General features: G+C 38.9%; 20 protein-coding genes and 2 pseudogenes. 20 read left to right on the top strand and 2 right to left on the bottom strand.

The genetic code is table 11. The features are described 5' to 3' along the window. Positions 1-8 precede the first annotated feature (8 nt). Both EM808_RS11680 and EM808_RS11675 read left to right on the top strand, forming a co-directional pair. Entirely contained in the window at positions 9-710 is a 702-nt protein-coding gene (locus EM808_RS11680) for a Crp/Fnr family transcriptional regulator (RefSeq protein WP_127738401.1), read from the top strand. Positions 711-722: 12 nt separating this feature from the next. After that, complete coding sequence (locus EM808_RS11675; protein ID WP_127738400.1) at positions 723-1,196, top strand: DMT family transporter; 474 nt, start codon at positions 723-725, stop codon at positions 1,194-1,196. Between the two features lie 28 nt (positions 1,197-1,224). Here the strand turns inward: EM808_RS11675 and EM808_RS11670 are convergent, their stop codons facing one another. Next, the gene (locus tag EM808_RS11670) at positions 1,225-2,133 is read right to left on the bottom strand and encodes a LysR family transcriptional regulator (protein ID WP_127738399.1); all 909 of its coding nucleotides are present in this window, start codon (positions 2,131-2,133) and stop codon (positions 1,225-1,227) included. A 151-nt stretch (positions 2,134-2,284) separates the two neighbouring features. Between EM808_RS11670 and ssuE the strand changes: the two genes are divergently transcribed. From ssuE to EM808_RS11600, 14 genes are all read left to right on the top strand, one after another. Next, entirely contained in the window at positions 2,285-2,815 is a 531-nt protein-coding gene (ssuE, locus tag EM808_RS11665) for an NADPH-dependent FMN reductase (protein WP_127738398.1), read from the top strand. 5 nt (positions 2,816-2,820) lie between these two features. Further along, positions 2,821-3,849, top strand: coding sequence for an LLM class flavin-dependent oxidoreductase (locus EM808_RS11660; protein ID WP_127738397.1), 1,029 nt, complete (start codon positions 2,821-2,823; stop codon positions 3,847-3,849). After that, a complete protein-coding gene (locus tag EM808_RS11655; RefSeq protein WP_127738396.1) occupies positions 3,849-4,106 on the top strand; it encodes a glutaredoxin family protein in 258 nt (85 codons plus the stop codon). Before EM808_RS11660 ends, EM808_RS11655 begins: the two co-directional genes overlap by 1 nt. A gap of 69 nt (positions 4,107-4,175) precedes the next feature. Next, a complete protein-coding gene (locus EM808_RS11650; RefSeq protein WP_127738395.1) occupies positions 4,176-5,507 on the top strand; it encodes an LLM class flavin-dependent oxidoreductase in 1,332 nt (443 codons plus the stop codon). A 13-nt stretch (positions 5,508-5,520) separates the two neighbouring features. Next, positions 5,521-6,447 (top strand): ABC transporter permease, encoded by a 927-nt coding sequence (locus EM808_RS11645; protein WP_127738394.1) that lies wholly within the window; start codon positions 5,521-5,523, stop codon positions 6,445-6,447. Positions 6,448-6,461: 14 nt separating this feature from the next. Further along, positions 6,462-7,355: an ABC transporter permease gene (locus EM808_RS11640; protein WP_412973744.1), complete on the top strand. Its 894-nt coding sequence runs from the start codon at positions 6,462-6,464 to the stop codon at positions 7,353-7,355. Continuing rightward, on the top strand, positions 7,355-9,361 hold the full coding sequence (locus EM808_RS11635) for an ABC transporter ATP-binding protein (protein ID WP_127738393.1): 2,007 nt from the start codon (positions 7,355-7,357) through the stop codon (positions 9,359-9,361). The genes EM808_RS11640 and EM808_RS11635 overlap by 1 nt, the downstream gene beginning before the upstream one ends. Positions 9,362-9,403: 42 nt before the next feature. Next, on the top strand, positions 9,404-11,035 hold the full coding sequence (locus tag EM808_RS11630) for an ABC transporter substrate-binding protein (protein ID WP_127738392.1): 1,632 nt from the start codon (positions 9,404-9,406) through the stop codon (positions 11,033-11,035). Between the two features lie 38 nt (positions 11,036-11,073). Further along, positions 11,074-12,138, top strand: a complete 1,065-nt coding sequence (locus EM808_RS11625; protein WP_127738391.1) for an LLM class flavin-dependent oxidoreductase — start codon at positions 11,074-11,076, stop codon at positions 12,136-12,138. Positions 12,139-12,381: 243 nt separating this feature from the next. Further along, the gene (locus EM808_RS11620) at positions 12,382-12,945 is read left to right on the top strand and encodes a GNAT family N-acetyltransferase (protein WP_127738390.1); all 564 of its coding nucleotides are present in this window, start codon (positions 12,382-12,384) and stop codon (positions 12,943-12,945) included. A gap of 18 nt (positions 12,946-12,963) precedes the next feature. After that, complete coding sequence (locus EM808_RS11615) at positions 12,964-13,731, top strand: amino acid ABC transporter permease (RefSeq protein WP_127738389.1); 768 nt, start codon at positions 12,964-12,966, stop codon at positions 13,729-13,731. Between the two features lie 23 nt (positions 13,732-13,754). Further along, a complete protein-coding gene (locus EM808_RS11610; protein WP_127738388.1) occupies positions 13,755-14,588 on the top strand; it encodes a transporter substrate-binding domain-containing protein in 834 nt (277 codons plus the stop codon). 17 nt (positions 14,589-14,605) lie between these two features. Continuing rightward, positions 14,606-15,316, top strand: a complete 711-nt coding sequence (locus EM808_RS11605) for an amino acid ABC transporter permease (RefSeq protein WP_127738387.1) — start codon at positions 14,606-14,608, stop codon at positions 15,314-15,316. Continuing rightward, entirely contained in the window at positions 15,313-16,053 is a 741-nt protein-coding gene (locus EM808_RS11600; RefSeq protein ID WP_127738386.1) for an amino acid ABC transporter ATP-binding protein, read from the top strand. Before EM808_RS11605 ends, EM808_RS11600 begins: the two co-directional genes overlap by 4 nt. A gap of 82 nt (positions 16,054-16,135) precedes the next feature. Here EM808_RS11600 and EM808_RS11595 read toward each other — a convergent pair whose 3' ends face one another. Further along, a complete protein-coding gene (locus EM808_RS11595) occupies positions 16,136-16,849 on the bottom strand; it encodes a CPBP family intramembrane glutamic endopeptidase (RefSeq protein ID WP_164849644.1) in 714 nt (237 codons plus the stop codon). A gap of 803 nt (positions 16,850-17,652) precedes the next feature. On the opposite strand from EM808_RS11595, the pseudogene EM808_RS29770 reads away from it, so the two are divergent. The 4 genes and pseudogenes from EM808_RS29770 to EM808_RS29520 all read left to right on the top strand — a co-directional run. Then, positions 17,653-17,778: pseudogene (locus EM808_RS29770) on the top strand (excalibur calcium-binding domain-containing protein); the annotation flags it as partial. Positions 17,779-17,921: 143 nt separating this feature from the next. Continuing rightward, a pseudogene (locus tag EM808_RS11585) lies at positions 17,922-19,512 on the top strand (catalase). A gap of 140 nt (positions 19,513-19,652) precedes the next feature. Next, positions 19,653-21,089 carry a MocR-like pyridoxine biosynthesis transcription factor PdxR gene (gene pdxR, locus EM808_RS11580; protein WP_127738382.1) on the top strand — a complete coding sequence of 479 codons (1,437 nt, stop codon included), beginning with the start codon at positions 19,653-19,655 and terminating at the stop codon, positions 21,087-21,089. A 73-nt stretch (positions 21,090-21,162) separates the two neighbouring features. Next, a complete protein-coding gene (locus EM808_RS29520; RefSeq protein ID WP_127738381.1) occupies positions 21,163-21,324 on the top strand; it encodes a DUF975 family protein in 162 nt (53 codons plus the stop codon). The last annotated feature ends 36 nt before the right edge of the window (positions 21,325-21,360 follow it).

The following is a 21,360-nucleotide window of genomic DNA, read 5'->3' as shown; positions in this document are numbered from 1 at the left end:
GGGAGAATATGAAGGAAATCAAGGACGAAAAGGAGCTTCATTCCTATTTAGAGCAACATCAGTTAACAAATATTTTTAATGACCACTTAAAAGAACATGCTGTATTATGTGAATTTGAGCAAGGAGAAAGAATTTGCACACAAGGTGAGTCTGCGCGCTTTCTTTACGTCCATGTTAGTGGGAAGATAAAGGTATATACAACCTCACAGGATGGAAAAATTCTGATTTTATCATTTAAGCAGCCTTTAGAGATAATTGGTGATGTAGAATACGTCAATGGTGCTGAACTCCTTAATACAGTAGAGGCCACCTCTACAAAAGTAAAAATGATCAGATTTGATTTTGAATGGTTGAAAAAGCACGGGAATGATGATGCTGCATTTCTGCTATTTCTGCTGGACATAATTGCTCATAAATTTTATCGAAAATCGACAGCTATGAGCTTTAATTTAATGTATCCGGTTGAAGTCAGACTCGCAAGCTATTTGCTATCTGTTTCGGCACTAAAGGAGCATACATTTACTGATAGGCTTGATTGGCTTGATTTAAAGGATGTAGCGAATTTTATCGGCACGAGCTATCGTCATGTGAACAGAATAATAAAGCAATTCTGCATGGAGGGGCTAATTGAGAAGAATAAAGGGGTTATCGTCATTAAAGACAGAGCAGGACTTCAAATAATGGCAAAGGATAATATATATGAGCAGTAAGGGGGATATGTAATGCTGGGAATTTTGTTGGCTATAATGGCAGGAGGATTAGTTGCGGTCCAAAATATATTTAATAATAAAGTGATGGAGAAAGCAGGCTCTTGGACAACAACAACACTTGTGCTTGGAATGGGGTTTTTGGCTTCTTTTGTTACTGGACTTGTTGTCGAGGGCGGAAGGCTGTTTGTTTTCACAAACATGGAGCCATGGTATTTGGTAAGCGGCTTTATCGGTGTCGGAGTAGTTTATTGTATTACCTCAGGCGTTAAGCTGCTTGGACCAACATATGCCATTGCAATCGTAATGTTTGCACAGCTTGGCTTTGCTTTAGTTTCTGATACTTTCGGCTGGTTCGGCACAGATCCAATCCCATTTACACTTAAACAAAAAATCGGAGTATTTATCATTATTGGTGGGATTCTTATGTTTAAGTTAGGCAATTTAAAAGGACGTGAAACATCTGCAGTCGTAAAGAAAGCAAGATAAAGGGCTATAAACAGCCCTTTTTTTGTTTTTATAAATATGTTTTTTCTTGCAGTGTGTGTTTTCTGGAAAAAGATTCTTCTATTAAGGCTAAAAGATGGGAAGAGGCCTTTCCATTTAAATGATTAGTCCTTCTTAACAACCCGATTACTGGAGCGGCATCTATTCCGTTGATTTCTAATACCTTTGTGCCAGGAAATGGGAAGGAATGGGCAGTGCGTGTAAAGAGAGAAATTCCAAGCCCTGCTTGAACATAGTGTTTATGTGCCATGCTACTGGATATCTCCAGTTTTTTATAATTAGTGCCGATATTCTCGACAATCGTTTGCTCTATTTTAATCCGAATTGGGCAATTATGAGGTGTAAACAAGATTGTTTCGTTTTCGAGATCCTTTAATTCTACTATTGTTTTTGTGGATAGAGGATGGGACTCGGAAACAAGAAGCACGATATCATCATAATAGAGTGGCTTAAAAACATTCTCCATGGAAACTTCCGGTGCGCCGCATATAGCAAAGTCAATTTCATCTTGATAAAGCATTGTACTTAAAGTATTGGCGTCAGCAACATGAAGGGAAATTTCTATTTTAGGATATTTTTGGATGAAATCTGCCATTATTGCTGGCAGTTCAAGACTAGCTGTCGGCTCGGAAACTCCAATTCGAATCAAGCCTGCTAAGCCTCCCTCCAAGTCTTGTAATGTTTTATCTAAACGGTCGTATTCGCGTAACAGTGCATTGGCTCTTTCATAGAACAGGCGGCCAGCCTCTGTCATCTTCAATGTTTTTCCTCTTTCCAACAGCTTTTCACCGACTTCTTCTTCCAGATGTTTAATATGAAGAGTGATGGTTGGCTGTGAATAGTTTAAAGCTTCAGCAGCCTTAAGGAAATTGCCGTATTTTACAATAGTTGTGAATGTGCGAATTGCACGAATCTCCATGTATAAACACCTCTTTTAAGTTTTAATTTAGTAATTCTGAATCCTGGCATTAATTTTACTGATTATACTTTCTGAATTATTTGCTTTATTATAATCTATATTATCAACTAATCCAAGTGGTTTAGAAGGAATTTTGAAAGGGGAAGTAAAAATGCCAACAATTACGATTGTAGCTGGTGGAAATTCCATCCACTCTCGCCTAACGGGTGTATTAAATTATGCAAAAGAATTATTAGAAAAGGAAAACATTAATCCAACTACTATCCAAGTCCATCAGCTCCCAAGTGAGGCACTAATTAAAGCTGAATTTAATAATGAAAAAATTACAGAAGCAAACCAATTAATTGAAAATAGTGATGGGGTAATTTTTCTAACTCCTGTATATAAAGCTGCTTATTCAGGTATTCTCAAAACGTATATTGACCTGCTTCCACAAAAGGCGCTGAAGGATAAGGCAGTGTTGCCGCTGGTATTAGGTGGCACATATGGACATTTATTGGTGATAGATTATGTCCTTAAACCTGTTCTTATTAACTTAGGAGCTTCCAATATTAATAGTGGCGTGTATATCCAAGACACCCAAGTAACAAAAAACGAGGATCATTCCTATAGTTTGGCGGATGAAACAAAAGCAAGGCTTAATGATGCATTAACTCAATTTATAAAATCAATCGTGAGGTGAGAAACTTGACAATTAAATTAAGCATTCTCGATCAGAGTCCAATTGGCGAAGGAGAAAATGCAGAGCAAGGTCTAAAAAACACGGTGAAATTGGCTCAGGCTGCAGATTCTCTTGGATATAATCGGTTTTGGGTTTCGGAGCATCATAATAATGACCAATTAGCAGGCTCTGCCCCAGAAAGTTTGATTGGATTCCTGCTTGCATCGACAAAAAATATCCGCATCGGTTCTGGCGGAGTTATGCTGCAGCATTATAGTCCATTCAAGGTTGCAGAGGTATTTCATGTATTATCGGCACTGGCACCCGATAGAGTTGACCTAGGTGTTGGCAAAGCACCAGGGGGTCTTAGTCTTTCAACAAAGGCATTGCAGGAAGATAAACGAGAGGAACAAAAGTCGTTTGAAGAAAAATTGGCTGATCTTCATTCATACATAAATGAAGAAGAGAATGTACTTGAGTTAAAAGCAGCTCCTGCACCAAAAGTAAAACCAGATATATTCCTGTTAGGTGGTAGTGCAGAGAGCGCTGAGCTTGCAGCAAGGCTAGGAATTTCCTTTGTGTTCGCTTACTTCATTAACGGAGAAGAAAATATTCTAAAGGAAGCAAGAGCCAGGTTTAAGCAATTTTCACCAAATGGCGGAGGTGAATTTCTGCTGGCATTAACGGTTGCCGTCGCTGACAGTGATGAACAAGCAGATTCTTATATTAAGCAAAGAGAATCTGTCAAAGTCATTTTTGCGGATGGCAGGAAGTTGAATGTAGGGTCATTGGAGCAGGCAGAAAAAGTAATTAGTCAAGCAGGAGAATCAGAATATCAGCTGCTTGTTCAAAAAGCAGGCTATGTGGCTGGGTCAAAGGAAAATGTTAGAAAAGAACTAACTTTGCTTGCTGAAAAGTATGAAATTGATGAAATAATTTCCTTATCACCAATTGTAAATATCGAGGATAGAATTTATTCTTATAAGCTACTCACAGAGGCATTTGCAGAAGATAGTAAGTTAAAACAAAAAAACAATCAAGGAGTGGGTATATAATGAGTCAAAATAAAAAAGTAGTTGTGTGGAGCAAAGTTGGATGCAGTTATTGTGAACAGGTTAAATCTTATCTATCCGAAAACAATTTTGAGTATTCTACAATTGATGTAACAGAAAATGATTCTTTAAGAGATGTACTTGAAGTGAAATATGGCATCCGTTATGTACCTGTAGTTGAAATCGGTGATGGTGTATCACCAGAGTATAAAGCTGTCTTTAAAGTAGACTTAGAAGCATTAAAGGAAGCACTAGTTTAATTTTTGCTTAATACTGAGTATTTTTATAGGAATAATTAATTTGTTGAATAAAAGAAGGGTGGCTAAATGATGGCAAAGGATAAAAAAATCAAATTTGGTGCAATGATTCACGGTATTGGCGGAACAACAGATGGATGGCGTCATCCATCTGTTCCTGCAGATGCTAGTGTAAGCCTACCATTTTACAAAGAAAGGGCAAAGCTTGCTGAAACAGCAAATTTTAGTTTTATCTTTGTTGCAGATGGACTCTCCATAAGTGAAAAATCTTTACCTCATTTCTTAAACAGATTCGAGCCGATTACGTTGCTTACTGCCATAGCGGGTGCAACAGAAAAGATCGGACTTGTCGGTACTTTATCCACATCCTATAGCCAGCCTTTCAATGTTGCAAGACAATTCCTGTCATTAGATCATATTAGTTCGGGAAGGGCAGGCTGGAATGTTGTTACATCTCCATCAGCAGGAGCGGCTCGAAATTTCAATGGCAAGGATCTTCCATCCCATGAGGACCGTTATAACAAAGCGGCGGAGCATTTGCGAGTCGTCAAGGGGCTTTGGGATTCTTGGGAGGATGGCGCCTTCGTCAGAAATAAGGAAACAGGGGAGTTTTTTGATAAAGAAAAGATGCATGAATTGAATCACGAAGGGGAGTACTTTTCTGTCAAAGGACCGCTGAATTTGGAAAGATCACAACAAGGCTATCCTGTCATTTTTCAAGCAGGTTCCTCTCTAAGAGGAAAATCCTTTGCTGCACAGTCTGCTGACGCTATTTTTACAGGGCACGAAACACTGGAGGAAGCGATTGAATTTTATAGCGATGTAATGAAAAAAGCAGAACAAAATGGACGCGGCCATGAGGAGATTCTGATATTCCCGGGAATTAGCCCTATTGTTGCAAGCACTGTTGAGGAAGCACACAAAATATATGAGGATTTTATCAGCTTAGTTCCAATCGATAATGCCATTACATATCTTGGCAGATTTTTTGATCATTTTGATTTCAGTACTTTTCCACTGGATGAGCCATTCCCGGAAATTGGGGATACAGGTAAAGAAGCTTTTCAGAGTACAACTGATAAAATCAAGAAAATGGCAAAGGAACATAAGCTGACACTCCGTCAAGTAGCCCAGCAGGTTGCTGTACCGAGAAGTACTTTTATCGGCACTCCGGAAATTGTCGCAGATAAGATTCAAACTTGGTTTGAAAGCGGTGGAGCAGATGGATTTATTATAAACTCTGATATTCCAAGCCAATTTAAGGAGTTTGTGGAAAAGGTTGTGCCTATTTTACAAGAAAGAGGCATTTACGAAAAGGAATATACAGGCAGCACATTGCGAGAGCATTTAGGAATTAAAAAGCCAAGCAATCAAAATAGTACAAATACGGCACTAGAAGTATAAGCGGGAATTGTCTATGGGGAAATTTATTGTAAATAGAATGATTGCTGCCGGTTTTGTACTGCTAGGGTCTTTGTTATTAGTGTTCTTCATCAATTATTCCCTTCCAGGAGATGCAGTAGACCAAATGTTGGAGGGAACAGGTGCCACACCTGAAATGGCGGCTAATTTACGGGAAGAGCTAGGTTTAGACCTGCCCTTCCACACTCAGTTTTTGGAATATTTAAAAAATATTCTGCAAGGAGATTTTGGGCACTCCATTGTTAACAACGCGCCAGTTTTAGACAAAATCATTACCCAGTTTCCTGCCACCATTGCCCTAACCATCGTAAGTGCGATACTTTCCATTATTTTTGGTATTACATTAGGTGTTTTTTCAGCCATTCACCATAACAGTGTTATTGATTATGTTGCTAGATTAATAGGTTTATTTGGCATTTCAATGCCTACCTTTTGGTCAGGAATTTTATTAATTCTAATTTTTTCTGTCACACTCGGCTGGTTCCCTTCAATAGGGTCAGACGGCTGGATTACGCTTGTTCTGCCTTCCATTGCATTAGGACTTGTCGGTTCTGGGGCAATTGTCCGCATGGTAAGAAACAGCATGCTGGAGGTTATGAATGAGCAATATATTCTCACATTAAGATCAAAGGGGCTATCAGAAAAAACGGTTATGTATAAGCACGCATTAAGAAATGCGTTAATTCCATCGATTACGATTATCGGAATGATGATCGGGGATATGCTGGGCGGAGCAGTTGTTATTGAAACTGTATTTTCAAGGCAAGGAATTGGGAGATTGGTTGCAGATGCGATAACTGCGAAGGATCTGCCAGTCGTCCAAGGAGTAGTGTTTTTTTCAGCCATCGTATATATAACCATCAATTTTTTAGTAGATATCTCTTACTCGGTTATTGATCCTCGTGTCCGAAAATCATTCTAGGAGGTGTAAATCACTTGAAAGAGACGGTATTAGCCGGCCAAATCAAAAAGTTTTCGGTTATTAAAAAGAGAAAAAGGATTTTTCTCCCTGAGCATGCTTTTATTTATGCGGCTTGCGGCATTATCCTTTTTTTAATGATTTGTGCAGTTTTTCCACAGTGGATATCACCATACGCACCAACCAAAATGTTTACAGAAGAAATAATGCAAGCACCTTCAGGCATTCATTTCTTAGGAACAGACTATTTTGGCCGTGATGTTTTCAGTTTAATTGTCTATGGAAGCAGAACGTCCTTAATAATCGGTTTTCTATCAGTAATTGCTGCCGCTGCTACAGGGATGATAATCGGTTCTGTTGCTGGTTATGCAGGAGGAATAGTTGATCTTATTTTCATGCGGATTATTGATATTTTAATGACAATCCCAGGAATGCTCCTGTCCCTTGCTTTTGCAGCCGCATTGGGACCAAGTCTTATGAATATAATACTTGCCATATCCATAGCCGCTGTACCGGGATATGCCAGATTGATGCGCGGCCAAATACTTACTTTAAAAAGCCGAAACTTTGTTATTGCGTCAAAATCAATTGGGGTAAGCAATTTCGTCATCTTTTTTCGCCATATCCTTCCTAATGCCTATTCTCCACTGCTAGTCATGGCAACAAATGGGTTAGGTTCTTCCATCCTACTTGGAGCGGGGTTGAGCTTTTTAGGCTTGGGCGTTGTCCAAGAGGTTCCTGATTGGGGCACGTTATTGTCACAGGGTAGAGGCTATTTGGCAGCCGCATGGTGGATTGCTACTTTTCCAGGTATTGCAATTACATCCTTTGTGTTGTCAGCAAATATCATCGGCGACAGTCTCCGTGACTTCCTTGATCCGAAGAAAAAGCAGAAAGGAGACAATGCTTAATGCTTGATATTAACAAGTTAAACATAGAGTTTAAGACGAAAACAGGCAGCATAACTGCAATATCTGACCTTAATTTGTCTATTAAAGCTGGTGAAACGGTCTGCTTAGTCGGCGAATCAGGAAGCGGAAAGACAATCACATCGAAGGCCATTATGAGATTAATAGAATATGAAAATGGAAGAATTTCCAATGGAGATATCTCTTTTCAAGGAACTAATCTAACTTCTATCGATGAAAAGATGCTCCAGCATATAAGAGGAAAGAAAATCGCGATGATTTTCCAGGAGCCGTTATCTGCCTTTGACCCAGTTTTTACAATTGGCCACCAAATAACGGAAATGATAAGAAAGCACCAAAAAATATCGAAACAAGCAGCTTGGCAGAAAGGAATCAACTTACTCAAAAAAGTGGGTATATCTGAGCCCGAGCATCGGATGAAGCAATATCCTAATGAATTTTCAGGAGGAATGCTGCAAAGAGCCATGATTGCTATGGCCATTTCCTGTGAGCCTGATTTACTAATTGCTGATGAGCCAACTACAGCATTGGATGTAACAATTCAACTGCAAATCATTGAGCTATTAAAGTCATTAAAGGATGAATTTAATATGGGTTTGCTTCTGATTACGCATGACTTAGGAATTGCAGCAGAGCTTGCCGACAGAATTGTCGTAATGTATGCAGGCGAGGTTGTGGAGAATGCAACTGTCTCTCAGTTATTTCACACACCACATCATCCTTATACAAGAGGACTGCTGAAATCTATTCCTAAGATGGACACTGCAAATAAAGGAAAGCTTTACTCAATTGAAGGCAGTATCCCAAGCCTAAATGAGCTGCCAGAAGGATGCCTATTTCATCCCCGCTGCCCATTTGCGAATACACAATGCAAACGGGTGAGACCAAATCTTGAGAAAGTTAATGACCGCTATGCTGCTTGTTTTTATTCTGAGGAATTAGTCACAAAACCGGAATGGAGCTTGAGTTATTCAAAAGAGGAAACACTTGAGACGATTAATGTCACCAAACCGAAGCCAGTCAGCACTGAAATATTGGTGGATGTTCAGCATGTCAGCAAACATTTCCCAATTGGCAGAGGCCTTTCCTTAGCAAAAAAACAGGTAAAAGCGGTAGATGATGTGTCATTCACTATCAATAAAGGCGAAACATTTGGGTTGGTTGGAGAATCTGGGAGTGGAAAATCGACACTAGGAAGAGCCATTCTGCAATTAGAAAAATTGACTGGGGGAGAAGTTTTATACGGTGGCAGTCCATTATCAGGTCTCAGCAGTAAAAAAATGGGCAAATACCGCAAAGAGATGCAGATGATCTTTCAAGACCCATATAGTTCTGTCAACTCTCGTCTTAAAATAGGTGAGATTATCGCAGAGCCCTTAAAATGGCATTTAAAGCTGTCTAAGCAGGAAATACAATCAAGAGTGGAGGAACTGCTTGAACAAGTCGGATTAAAGCGAGAATGGGTATCCAGATATCCCCATGAGTTTTCAGGTGGACAGCGACAAAGAATTGGAATTGCGAGAGCGATAGCGCTAAATCCAGCCTTTATATTGGCAGATGAGGCTGTTTCCGCCTTGGATGTTTCTGTACAGGCTCAAATAATCAACTTGCTTCAAGACCTACAAGCAAAAATGGGTTTAACTTATTTGTTCATCGGTCACGACTTAGGTGTCGTCCAGCACATATCTGACAGAGTAGGTGTGATGTATTTAGGCAAGCTTGTGGAGATTGCTCCAAGTAAAGCCATCTTTCAGGAGCCAGCCCATCCATATACAAGAGTGTTGATTGACTCTATTCCAAATGGAAAAAGGACAAATAAGCTAAAAGCAGAAGGAGAAATTCCGTCTCCTGCAAATCCGCCATCAGGCTGCCGATTCCGAACAAGATGCCCTTTTGCTACTGAGAAATGTGCAGAGGAAGAGCCGGCATTAAAGGAAATTCAAAAAGGTAGATTTACAGCTTGTCACTATCCTTTACCAATTAATTAGTGTTAAAAGCGAAAAAACAATTGTTCAAGGGGGAAAAAGATAATGAGAATAACTCGATTGCGAAGATCAATCTTATTTTATATGCTTGGAGTTTTGCTGCTGTTGACAGCTTGCCAGCAATCAAATGTAAATACATCTGCCAGTGGAGATGCAGTACCTAAGGAAGGCGGAGAGTTGGTTTATGGCTTAGCAACACCGCCTGATAGTCTTGATCCTCATACTAGCGGAATGGCTGTTTCAACAAGGGTGAATAACAGTATTTATGAAAAGCTTGTTTACCAGACAGAGGATAACAAGATAGAACCATGGCTTGCAACAAGCTGGGAGGTCTCTGATGATCAAAAAACCTTCACCTTTAAATTAAGAGATGATGTTACCTTCCATGATGGAAGCAAATTTAACGCAGAGGTTGTTAAATATAACTTTGACCGTATCGTAAATCCTGAAACAAAGGCTGCAAGTGCATATGCACTTATTGAAAATTATGAGTCATCTGAAGTGGTAGATGAATATACCGTGAAAATTCATTTCTCTGAACCTGCAGCAACCTTCTTAAGTAATTTAAGTCAGCCTAAATTAGCGATAGTTTCCAAAGAAGCTGCTGAAAAGTATGGATTGTCCCTTGCGACAAATCCAGTTGGTTCTGGTCCCTTTAAGTTTGTCAGTCAGGATGAGAATAATGAAATTGTGTTGGAAAGATATGCTGATTACACAGGGAAAGCACCATTTGCTGAACATGAAGGAAAAGCATATTTAGATAAGCTCACATACAAAATTATCCCAGAAGAGGCAACAAGAATCGGCAGTGTACAAAGCAACCAATTGAATGCTGTTGAAACAGTACCACCTCAAGACTTGAAGTCTATTAAAGCAAATGGCAACCTGAAAATTTTTGAAACAGAAACAGCAGGCATGCCATATGGCTTGTTTATTAACCCAGAAAATGCACCATGGAACGAGCTTGATGCCAGAATTGCATTGCAAGAAACAATTGATGTCGATAATATCGTCAATACGCTTTATTTAGGAACATATAAGCGGGCATGGTCTGTTATAACACCAACCATATTAGGGTATGACAAATCGCTTGAAAATACAGGCAAGGTTGACGTAGAGGATGCAAACAAACGGCTAGAAAATCTTGGCTGGAAGAAAAACAGTGAAGGAGTAAGAGAAAAAGACGGTAAAGAGCTGGTACTTCGCTTAATAGACAGTAATGTCAACAGGGAGAAGCGCCACGATATTGCTACAATCATTCAGCAGCAAGTGAAGGAAATAGGTGTTAAGTTAGAGATTACTACATCAGCAGAATACTATAATATCACAAAAAACGGGAAGGATTATGATGTTATCGGCAACAGCAGGGTAGCGGGAGATCCGGATGTTCTTCGTCTATTCTTCCACTCTGAAAATCTTCCTGAAAATGGCGGTTCGAGTCTTGCTAGACTTCATGACGAGGAAATTGATCAGTGGCTAGAGGAAGGTGAGCTAGAAATAGATACAGAGAAAAGAGTGGAATTATACAAACAGGTCCAGCTAAAACTGATTGGGCAAGGATATTTTATTCCTATCTATGTATTCCCATATACTGTTGCAACCTCTAATGATGTGGAAGGTCTAACATTTGATTCACAAGGATATCCACTTTTCAACGATGTTTTTATTAATAAGTAAGGATAAACAAAAATAAAAGATGAAAATGGGGGAGAATGATGAAGTTTATCTTATTTTCGCTAATTAGTAATAACACCAATCCAATCAGCGGGGAAACATTTACTACCCATCAGAAGCTGGAAAATGTCATTAATCAAGCTGTATTGGCTGAAAAGCAAGGGTTTGACGGCTTTGGTGTAGGGGAAAGGCATGGTCCGCCATTCCTTTCTTCTTCACCTGCTGTAGTGCTTTCTAATATTGCCGCAAAAACAACGAAAATACGTTTGTTGACGACTGTTACTGTTTTAAGTGTGTTGGATCCAATCCGAGTTGCCGAGGATTTTGCCACGGTAGATCAATTATCAAAAGGCAGACTAGATTTGATTATAGGAAAAGGAAATGATCCACGCCATTATCCTCTATTTGGAATTACCGAGGAAGAACAATGGGAGTCGCTTGCAGAAAGGTACGATTTATTAAAAAGACTATGGTCAGAGGAGTCTGTCAATTGGAGCGGCAAGTACAGGGCTCCACTACAGAATGTCACAATTGAGCCAAGACCATACCAGAAGGGCATTCCTATTTGGCATGGAAGTGCATCAAGCACAGCTTCTACTGAACTAGCAGCCAAAAACGGCGAGCCGATATTTTCTTCCAATGTCTTTCATCCAATTGCAAAATATAAGCAGCTAATTGACCATTATAAAGAAAGATTGGCGTTTTACGGTCATGACCCGCAAAAGGCCATTATCGGCTCTGGGGCAGGCAGTTTATATATTGCTGACACAAAGGAGGAGGCAATCAACAAATATCGGCCATATTATGATGCTTTTATGAATACGGATGCTTCTAAACATAATAATTCACCATTTAAGAATTTAGATGACTATGTTGAAAATGGGCCATCATTAGTCGGATCAGCAGATGCTATTATCGAAAAGATTCTGTTATACCATGAAGCATTTGGTCATCAAGTGCAAGGGTTGAGTGTTGACGGTCTTAGTGAAGCCGAGCAGAAGGAGCAAATTCAGCGGTTTTCTGAGGAAGTACTACCTGTCTTACGAAAGGAAATACCTGATTTTATCTGGGAAGAGCCAAAAAAAGTAGCTTCAAACGGACTATAAACCTAGTAAGCACATAGGTTTTAATTGATTATTAGTTTTATTGAATTAACACTTTATTAATACTAATTAGTCAAGAAGCGCAAAACATATTATATTATACATATCCAATAAGAATACATGGATATAAACAAAGGCAAGGAAGGAGCGGAGGCTTAATCAAAGGATCGGCATTATGCTACTTGACTTTTAATAACTAGAAGTAAACCAATATCTTTTAAAAAATACACAGAATGGAGAATTTGTATGAGTGAAGATATCTTTCGAATCGCAACAAAAGAAGACGCCCCAGCATTTCTAGAATTATTGTCTAGTGCATTCAAGTCGGTTGGAGAACTTGGCATCAACTGGCCATCCACAAGAGCCACGCTAGAAATGGTAACAGAGAATATCGTCAATTCTACTGCTGTTGTTTTAGAACGGGACGGCAGACTTATCTCAACTTTAACGATCCGCTTTCCTTGGGAGAGTACCACACCAGTGTCAGGCTATCCATTTGTTTGGTGGTTTGCAACTGCACCGGACTTGAGCGGACAGGGAATCGGAAATAAATTATTGGAATATGTAGAAAACACATTGCTGCGAGACACATTTAAGGCACCTGCTTTTACGCTTGGAACTTCTGGCAAAAAGCATCCTTGGCTTTTGGATATGTATAAACGGAAAGGGTATAAGGAATATTTTCAGCATGAAAACGATGGCGACATTGGGATTCTGATGTATAAAGTATTGATTCCAGAACGCTTCGATGAAAATATTCTCGGGACACCGCCGTTTAGCGATGCTAAAGCGGAAAAGACTTCTGTATAACAAGAAAGGAGGCAGCCCATGGGAGAGTTTTTTAAATGGGAATACGTTATTACCCTCTTCCCGAAAGTGTTGAGTGCCCTTCCTACGACCCTTTTGATCGTATTATTCGCAACCTTAATTGGAGCTGCTATAGGTTTACTGATTGCTTATCTTCGGATAGAAAAGGTGCCTGTATTAAGCCAATTAAGTATTGTATATGTTTCCTTTGTAAGAGGAACACCGATACTTGTGCAAATGTTCATCGTTTTTTACGGTCTTCCCAGTTTGCTCGGTTCTATTGGGATTGACCTATCGCAGTGGGAAAAAATCTATTTCATCTATATAACCTATGGCTTGAATGCAGCTGCGTTCTTTTCTGAAATTTTCCGTTCTTCCCTGTTGAGTGTTCCTCCATCACAGTATGAAGCAGCAGCCTCAATAGGTTTAACAAAAGGGCAGACATATCGAAGAGTGCTAATACCCCAAGCAAGTAAGATAGCAATGCCGAGCCTTGGAGCGTCTATTATTAACCTGCTGCAAGACACCTCTCTTGCCTTTTCTTTAGGAATATTAGATGTCATGGGCAAGGTTCAGACTTTAGGAGCTTTATACTATCGAGTCATGGAAGGTTATTTTATTGCCGCTGTTATCTTTATCGTATTGAGCATTGGCTTAGAGCAATTGTTTGGTTTGATAGAAAAGAAATATCGGTACCCAAAAAGAAGCAAAAAAAGCATCAGAACACCAATCTTACCTAATGGCAAGAAGCTGCTGCTGTTGCCAAATGGAAAAAACAAAGTAAATTAAAACAGATGAAAGTGGGAAATAGCATGAGAATCGTGCCGAAATATAAGTCTTGGAAGATTATTGGAATAACTGCTGCGCTTGGATTAGTACTTGCGGGCTGCGGTAACGGTGAAAGCACAGAAAGTGCCAGCGCAGAGAACAATGATTCTGATGCAAAGGAAATTATCGTCGGAACTGGAAATGCATATCAGCCTTTTGTGTATTTGGATGAAAATGGAAAATTAACAGGCTATGAAAAAGCTGTTCTTGATGCAGTTGATGAAAAGCTGCCACAATATAAATTTAAATATGAGTCATATGAATTTAAAAATATTTTACCAGCACTTGATGCAAATAAAATTGATTTGGCAGCACATCAGTATGAAATCAATGATGAAAGACAGGCCAAATATTTGTATGGGAAAGTAGGCTACACAGACTATACAAGTTATATCGTTGTTGACGCAAACTCAAAAAACAACTTCCAGTCATTAGATGATTTGGCAGGAAAAACAGTTTACACATCAACAGGAAGCAATCATGCCTATATATTGGAGCAATACAACAAAGAGCATGATAATAAGATCGATATTGTGTACGGCAGCGGATCAAATGAAGTACTTGTCAAGGATCTTCAGACAGGAACAATAGATGCAACATTGCTGACTAAGTTCGATGTAAACAAATTAAATGAGCAATTTAAAGCTGATTTAAAAACATTAGGAGAGCCTGCCTATGTTTCTAAAACATATTATCTTTACAGCAAGGATGATACGAAGCTCCAGGAAGATATAGACGGTGCCCTTGAAGAATTAATTGATGAAGGGAAGCTTTCCAAAATATCTAAAGAGGTTCTTGGAGCAGATTATACGAAATAAGAAAGGAGGAGGTATAAATGGACTTCGATTTCCCATTTATGTTTAAGGCATTTACAGCTGCATTGCATTATCTGCCAACAACGCTGCTGTTAGGGTTCGTGCCGCTCCTGCTAGGATCTGTAATTGGTCTTGTTATTGCACTTGTACGTTTTTATAAAATCCCTGTCCTTTCCACATTTTTCAAATGGTTTGTGACTGTCTTTAAAGCAATTCCCGTTATTCTTATCTTATTGGTTACGTATATTATCAGTTCAGATATGCTGGAGCAGCTAGCAAAGTCCATGTCCTGGGACATAAGCTTTAAGAATATTGATAGAAGGTGGGTTGCGATTTTTGCCTTAACCTTATACGCAACAAGCGGTCTGTCAGAGATATTCAGAGGGGCGCTAACAGCCATTCCGAAGGGCCAGTTCGATGCTGCCTATTCGGTAGGATTATCAAGAGTGCAGGTCATTAAGAGAGTAGTGATCCCACAAGTATTTCCTATTGCCTTCCCGATGATAAACAGCACATTAATTTCTCTTATTAAGGCTTCTTCACTAGTTTCCATGGTTTCCGTTGTAGATATATTAAACGGTGCTCTGATTGAGGCAAATGTTAACTACCGTTTCCTTGAAGCGTATGTGGCTGTATCGTTAATCTACTGGCCAATGTGTGCTGCACTTGAAGGAATATCATCCGGCTATGAGCGTTATTTCAGCCGCAGCAAAAGGAGAAGCTTCGCATGATTACAATTAAAAATATCTCCAAAAGTTTCGGGAAGAATGAAATTATTAAAGGTGTTGACTTGGAAATTAAAAAAGGTGAGGTTGTTGTCATTCTAGGTCCAAGCGGTTCAGGCAAAACCACTTTTTTAAGATGCTTAAACTTTCTTGAACGAGCAGATGACGGTGAGCTAACCATTAGTGATAAAAAAGTCCACTTTAAAAAGGCAAGCTCTAAGGATATCCTGGAAATTCGCCGAAAAACAGCAATGGTCTTTCAGCAATATGACCTTTTTCTTCATAGGACAGCAATAGAAAATATTATGGAGGGTCTTGTAATCGCAAGAAAGGTGTCAAAGGCGGCTGCATATAATAAGGGCTTAGAGCTATTAGAAAAGGTTGGTTTAAAGGGGAAGGAAGACTCCTATCCACACCAGCTTTCCGGCGGACAGCAGCAGCGTGTCGGAATTGCAAGAGCATTGGCTCTAAACCCGGAGGTTATCTTGTTTGATGAGCCTACTTCGGCTCTTGATCCCGAACTTGTCGGAGAAACATTAGAGGTAATTAAAAAGGTTGCCGAAGAAGGAGTAACGATGGTTATCGTTACACATGAAATGAGCTTTGCCTATGATATCGCTGACAGAATCATCTTTATGGAGGATGGTGTCATTGTTGAACAAGGTACTCCTAAAGAAGTATTCGAACAAACAAAAGAGGAACGGACAAAGCAGTTTCTAGCCCGTTTTGCTTATGAAAGATAATAAACAAAGCTTTATTTCGCTGGAAATAAAGCTTTGTTTTCAATTACACTCCCATTGGCTGAAAAAGGGAGTGTTTTTTATTTCATCGAATTAACAGCACTAATAAGTAAGATACCAAGTTATTAAAACCATGAGCAATAATTGACGTTTCAATACGGTTTGTTCTTATATAAACGAGTCCCAAGAAAAACCCTAAACCGCTATACAAAATCATTCCAGTTAAAGAGAAACCAGCCATCATATGCATTCCACCAAACAAAAGGGAGCTGAAAATAAGGCCCACATATTTGTATTTGGAAAAAACATGGCCAATGATAACTTTTCGGAAGAAAAATTCTTCAATAATTGGAGCAAGTATGGTCACTTGAATAATCGTAATATAGCTAGTATGAATTAATACCTCTACCGCTTGTTGATTTTGGGGAGCTTCCTCCATATTTAGACCAAACAACAAAGCAATTATGACCATCACAATGACGGTTATAAATTTTCCTCCGAAAAAAACAAAGATGGCATAAAGGAAATCCTTCCCCTTTACGTTCGGTTTTCTCCATTGAAATAAAGATGTTTTGAAATAAAGGAAAATGATGAACCCTAGAATGATGAACAGAATGAGAAAGTTAAGGATAACGCTCAGCATTGCGGTACTGATTTGATAGTCTCCAAATGAAATGCTCTTTGTTGTCCCCACTCCAAACAAGTCCAAAAGCAGCTGGATTCCGATAGGCAAGATTGTCATGATAAACAGGTATGTCACAAAAGTCCATATATATTTATTCTTGATGAGTTTCTTCAAAAGCATATCTCCTTCAATCTAGAATAATACAATTATACTAAATTGTTTTTCCAGTTGATAGAAAATAGTATGTAATGACAGAATTCAACAAAAGTAAATAGTTTTATTGAAATAATTTTTTGCTTTTCTGACAAGAAATAGTAGCGGTAAAACTAGTAATAAAGTAACATGTAAGAGAAAGATTACCATTTTACTATATTTTATTGGGGTGCTTAATTTTGGAATCATTAGCTTACATCGGTTTGTTTTTATTTATTTTTGCAATTTTTTATTTGGTGTTTCATTTTATTAGGAAGCTTAAAAACAGACAAAAGAGAATTTCAAAGCTTCTTCTTTTAATCCCTTTAATTGGGGGCATTTTATTTTTTTCTTTAGGGGTTCCATATATTGATAGTGGAGAAACTCAAAAATTAAATGACTCTTTAGAGGCTAATACAAAATTGCAGGCAGAAGTAAAAAAACTCAACTCCAAACTGACGGAGTTAGATTCTACTAATGTTGAACTAACTTCAAAAAATAAAGATTTGACTGCAGATAATAAAGAACTAAGCTCAAAGGTGGAAGATGGATCTTCAGCGGAAAAGGATCTGAATGATCAAAAAGAATCCTTGGAAAAAGATAAAAAGAAGCTAGAAGAAAAAGTAACGGATTTGGAGAAGGAAATTAAAACCTTAAAGAGTAATATAAGTGATTTAGAAGGTGATTTAGCAAGTGCTAAAAAAGAGGCAGCATCTGCTTCTGCTAATGTTTCAAGTCAATCATCTTCAAACCAAACTACAGCAAGTACAACATCTTCAAGCAGTGGTTCTGAGTACTTTGCGAACTGTACAGAGCTGCGAGCAGTATATCCAAATGGAGTAGATTCCTCACATCCAGCGTATCAATCGAAAATGGATAGAGACAAGGATAACTATGCTTGTGAAAGATAATAGTTAGGTAAGAAGCGCAAGGAAACTATCCTTGTGCTTTTTTATATTTATTATTAAATAAGGATTATTTTAATGAAGATAGGGTAGTAGTTTCGTAGTGACGAGTTATGTTCAAATAATGATGGAGAATGGGAGGAAGAAAAATGGATAATCAGTCAAAACATGAAAAGAATCATGAAAATGACAATACTTTGACAAACAGGCAGGGTCACCCTGTAACGAATAACCAAAATATTCGGACAGTAGGCAATAGAGGTCCAGCCACATTGGAAAATTACAATTTTATCGAAAAGATTAGTCATTTTGACAGAGAACGAGTTCCTGAACGTGTAGTTCATGCTCGTGGGGCCGGTGCTCATGGCTATTTTGAGTCATATGGTACAGCAGGAGATGAACATATTTCTAAATATACACGTGCAAAGCTTTTTCAGGAAAAAGGCAAGCGTACACCAGTATTTGTCCGTTTTTCTTCTGTAATCCATGGCGGGCACTCACCTGAGACACTTCGAGATCCACGGGGCTTTGCTGTTAAATTTTATACAGAAGACGGAAACTGGGATCTTGTAGGTAATAACCTGAAAATATTCTTTATTCGCGATGCTATGAAGTTTCCTGATATGATTCATGCCTTTAAGCCAGATCCGGTAACAAATATCCAAAGTCCAGAAAGGTTCTTTGATTTTTGTGCGAGCTCACCAGAAACATTCCATATGGTAACATTTGTTTATTCACCTTGGGGAATTCCTGCTAATTATCGTATGATGCAGGGTTCTGGTGTTAATACATACAAATGGGTCAACAGTGAAGGAGAGGCTGTCTTGGTGAAGTATCATTGGGAACCAAAGCAAGGCATAAAGAATCTTGCACAAAAGGAAGCTAATGAAATCCAGTCTACAAATTTCAATCATGCTACACAAGACTTATATAATGCCATTGAACAAGGAGATTACCCAGAATGGGAGCTGTTGGTGCAAATCATGAGCGATGATGAACATCCTGAGCTGGATTTCGATCCACTTGACGATACAAAGCTATGGCCAAATGACCAGTTTCCTTGGATTCCAGTTGGGAAGATGGTGTTAGACAAAAATCCAGAGGATTATTTTGCAGAAGTAGAGCAGGTAGCCTTCGGGACAGGTGTCCTTGTTGACGGATTAGAGTTCTCTGATGATAAAATGCTGCAAGGACGCACCTTCTCTTATTCCGATACACAGCGCCACCGTGTAGGAGCGAACTATCTGCAATTGCCGATTAATGCGCCGAAGAAGCAGGTTGCTACTAATCAAAGCGGCGGTCAAATGCAATATCATGTGGATCGGAAGGACAAGCATATTAACTATGAACCGTCTATTCTCGGCGGTTTAAAAGAAGCAGAACCTGCCGGCAAGGAATACACACCGACGGTTGCGGGCAAGCTTGTTCGCGAATCGATTGACCGCAATGACAATACAAAACAAGCGGGCCAGACGTATAGAGAATTTGAACATTGGGAGAAGGATGAATTAATATCCAATCTTGTCGGAGATCTGTCTCAATGCGATCAAAGAATTCAGGATGCAATGATTGCTCTTGCAGAAGAGGCAGACGAGGAATACGGCCGCCGTCTGCGAGAAGGATTGACCAATGCTGCCAATGAAAATCAACAGACAGAGCAGCCATCCATTAGGAAACAAAGATAGTGAAATAGCATCAGAAAAAGCGGTTGAAAAAGGTCATGAAGCAGATCCTTATTGATGTTAAAAAGATCAGGTTAGTGAAACCTGGTCTTTTTTTAATTGGCGGGTTTATTTCATTCTAAATTGGATGGTTAAAACAATGGGTGATATATTAAGATAAGTATATAAAAAAATTATTTAAGCTGGAGATTTAATTTGATGGAATGGAAACCAGATAAAAATAACAGTAAGGCAGTATATAAACAAATTGCAGATTATATGGAAAAAGGCATTCAAAATGGACTGTTTCCGATTGATAAACCATTGCCGTCCGAGCGCAAGCTTGCAGAGGCTTATAAGGTTAACCGCAGTACGATTGTTTCTGCATATGCGGAGCTTGAGGCAAATGGACTTGTAGAAAAAAGAAGAGGCAGTGGCACGGTTGTCAGCAAGGATATATGGGGGCTGGCGAAAAAACGGATTCCGAGCTGGAATAAGTATATTGAAAGAGGGTCATTTCAGGCTAATATGCCTGTTGCTCAGCGCATTAGAAATATTTCTGAAGAAGAAACTCTTGTGAATTTTGCCAGTGGTGAGCTGTCCGATGAACTAATGCCAGATGAATATGTTCGTAAGATTATTAAATCTGGAGAATTTTCAGGGCATTTAGGCTATGATCATCCTCAAGGGAATATCGGCTTGAGAGAAACGATTGGAGAGCATGTGAAGCGATATAAAGGGATTAATGCCAAACCAGAATCTATTCTCGTTACCTCAGGAGCCCAGCAGGCAATACACTTGATTATTGAATGTTTGCTTAAGCCAGGAGATGCAGTAGTGATCGAAAATCCGTCTTATCATTACAGTCTGCCGATATTCAAGTCAGCAGGGCTGAATGTGTTCCATTTGGATATAAATAAAAATGGTTTTAACCCAGAGGACCTAATTGATCTGCACAAAAAGCACCAAATAAAAATGATTTTTCTTAACCCTATTTTTCAAAATCCTACAGGAACATTGCTGTCTGTCGCAAAACGAAAAAGAATATTAGATCTGTCCTCTGAATTTGGCATACCGATTGTGGAGGATGATCCATACAGCCTCCTTAACTACACAGGGGAAGATACAGCAACATTGAAGTCTTTAGATGAAAACGGAAATGTATTGTACATAAGCTCCTTAACCAAAATTGCCGCATCAGGCTTTAGAATTGGCTGGGTAATCGGACCTCAGCCAGTTATTGAAAGACTTTCCGATGCTAAGCAGCAATTTGATTTTGGACATTCTATTTTTTCACAGTGGTTAGGCAATGAATTTCTTCGTTCTGAATACTTTGAAACGCATATTCAATCCTTAAAGATTAGGCTCGAACAAAAAAGAGATAAAATGATAAAGAGCATAACAGAGTTATTGCAAGACCAAGTTGATTATTTCTTTCCACATGGCGGAATACACTTGTGGTGCAGGTTAAAGATGGGCATTGACGAAATTAAACTATTGGAACAGTCAATAGAGGAAGGAGTTATATTTACACCAGGCTCTATCCTTGGCACAAAGTCAGGCTTTATGCGTCTTACATATGGAAAAGCTAGTGATGAGGAAATTCCTATTGGTATCAAAAGACTGGCAAAGGCATTGGGGAAAATAACCAGCTAACCATGATTGGATGTTTAAAATATTGGTAATCGCTGAGTGACTAATAGGTCATTCGGCTTTTTTGTGTTCCATAATGCTTAGTATAAGGTACTTCATGTTGAATCTTAGTTTTATTGGATGGGGAATTGTTGTCAGCTTTCCTTTAGGGATAGGCAGTCTTTGGCTTAGTCCTTATCTTTTCACAACACAAGGTGTTTTTTATGATAAATATATAGCTGTGGAAAAGGGGAATTAGGTTTATAAGTGTGCGTACTTCGAGGATAAGTAACTA

The organism is Niallia taxi (assembly GCF_004005475.1).
Lineage (GTDB): Bacteria > Bacillota > Bacilli > Bacillales > Cytobacillaceae > Niallia > Niallia taxi.
Note: the sequence above shows the minus strand (reverse complement) of the source record. Positions and strands in the feature narration are given on the sequence as shown.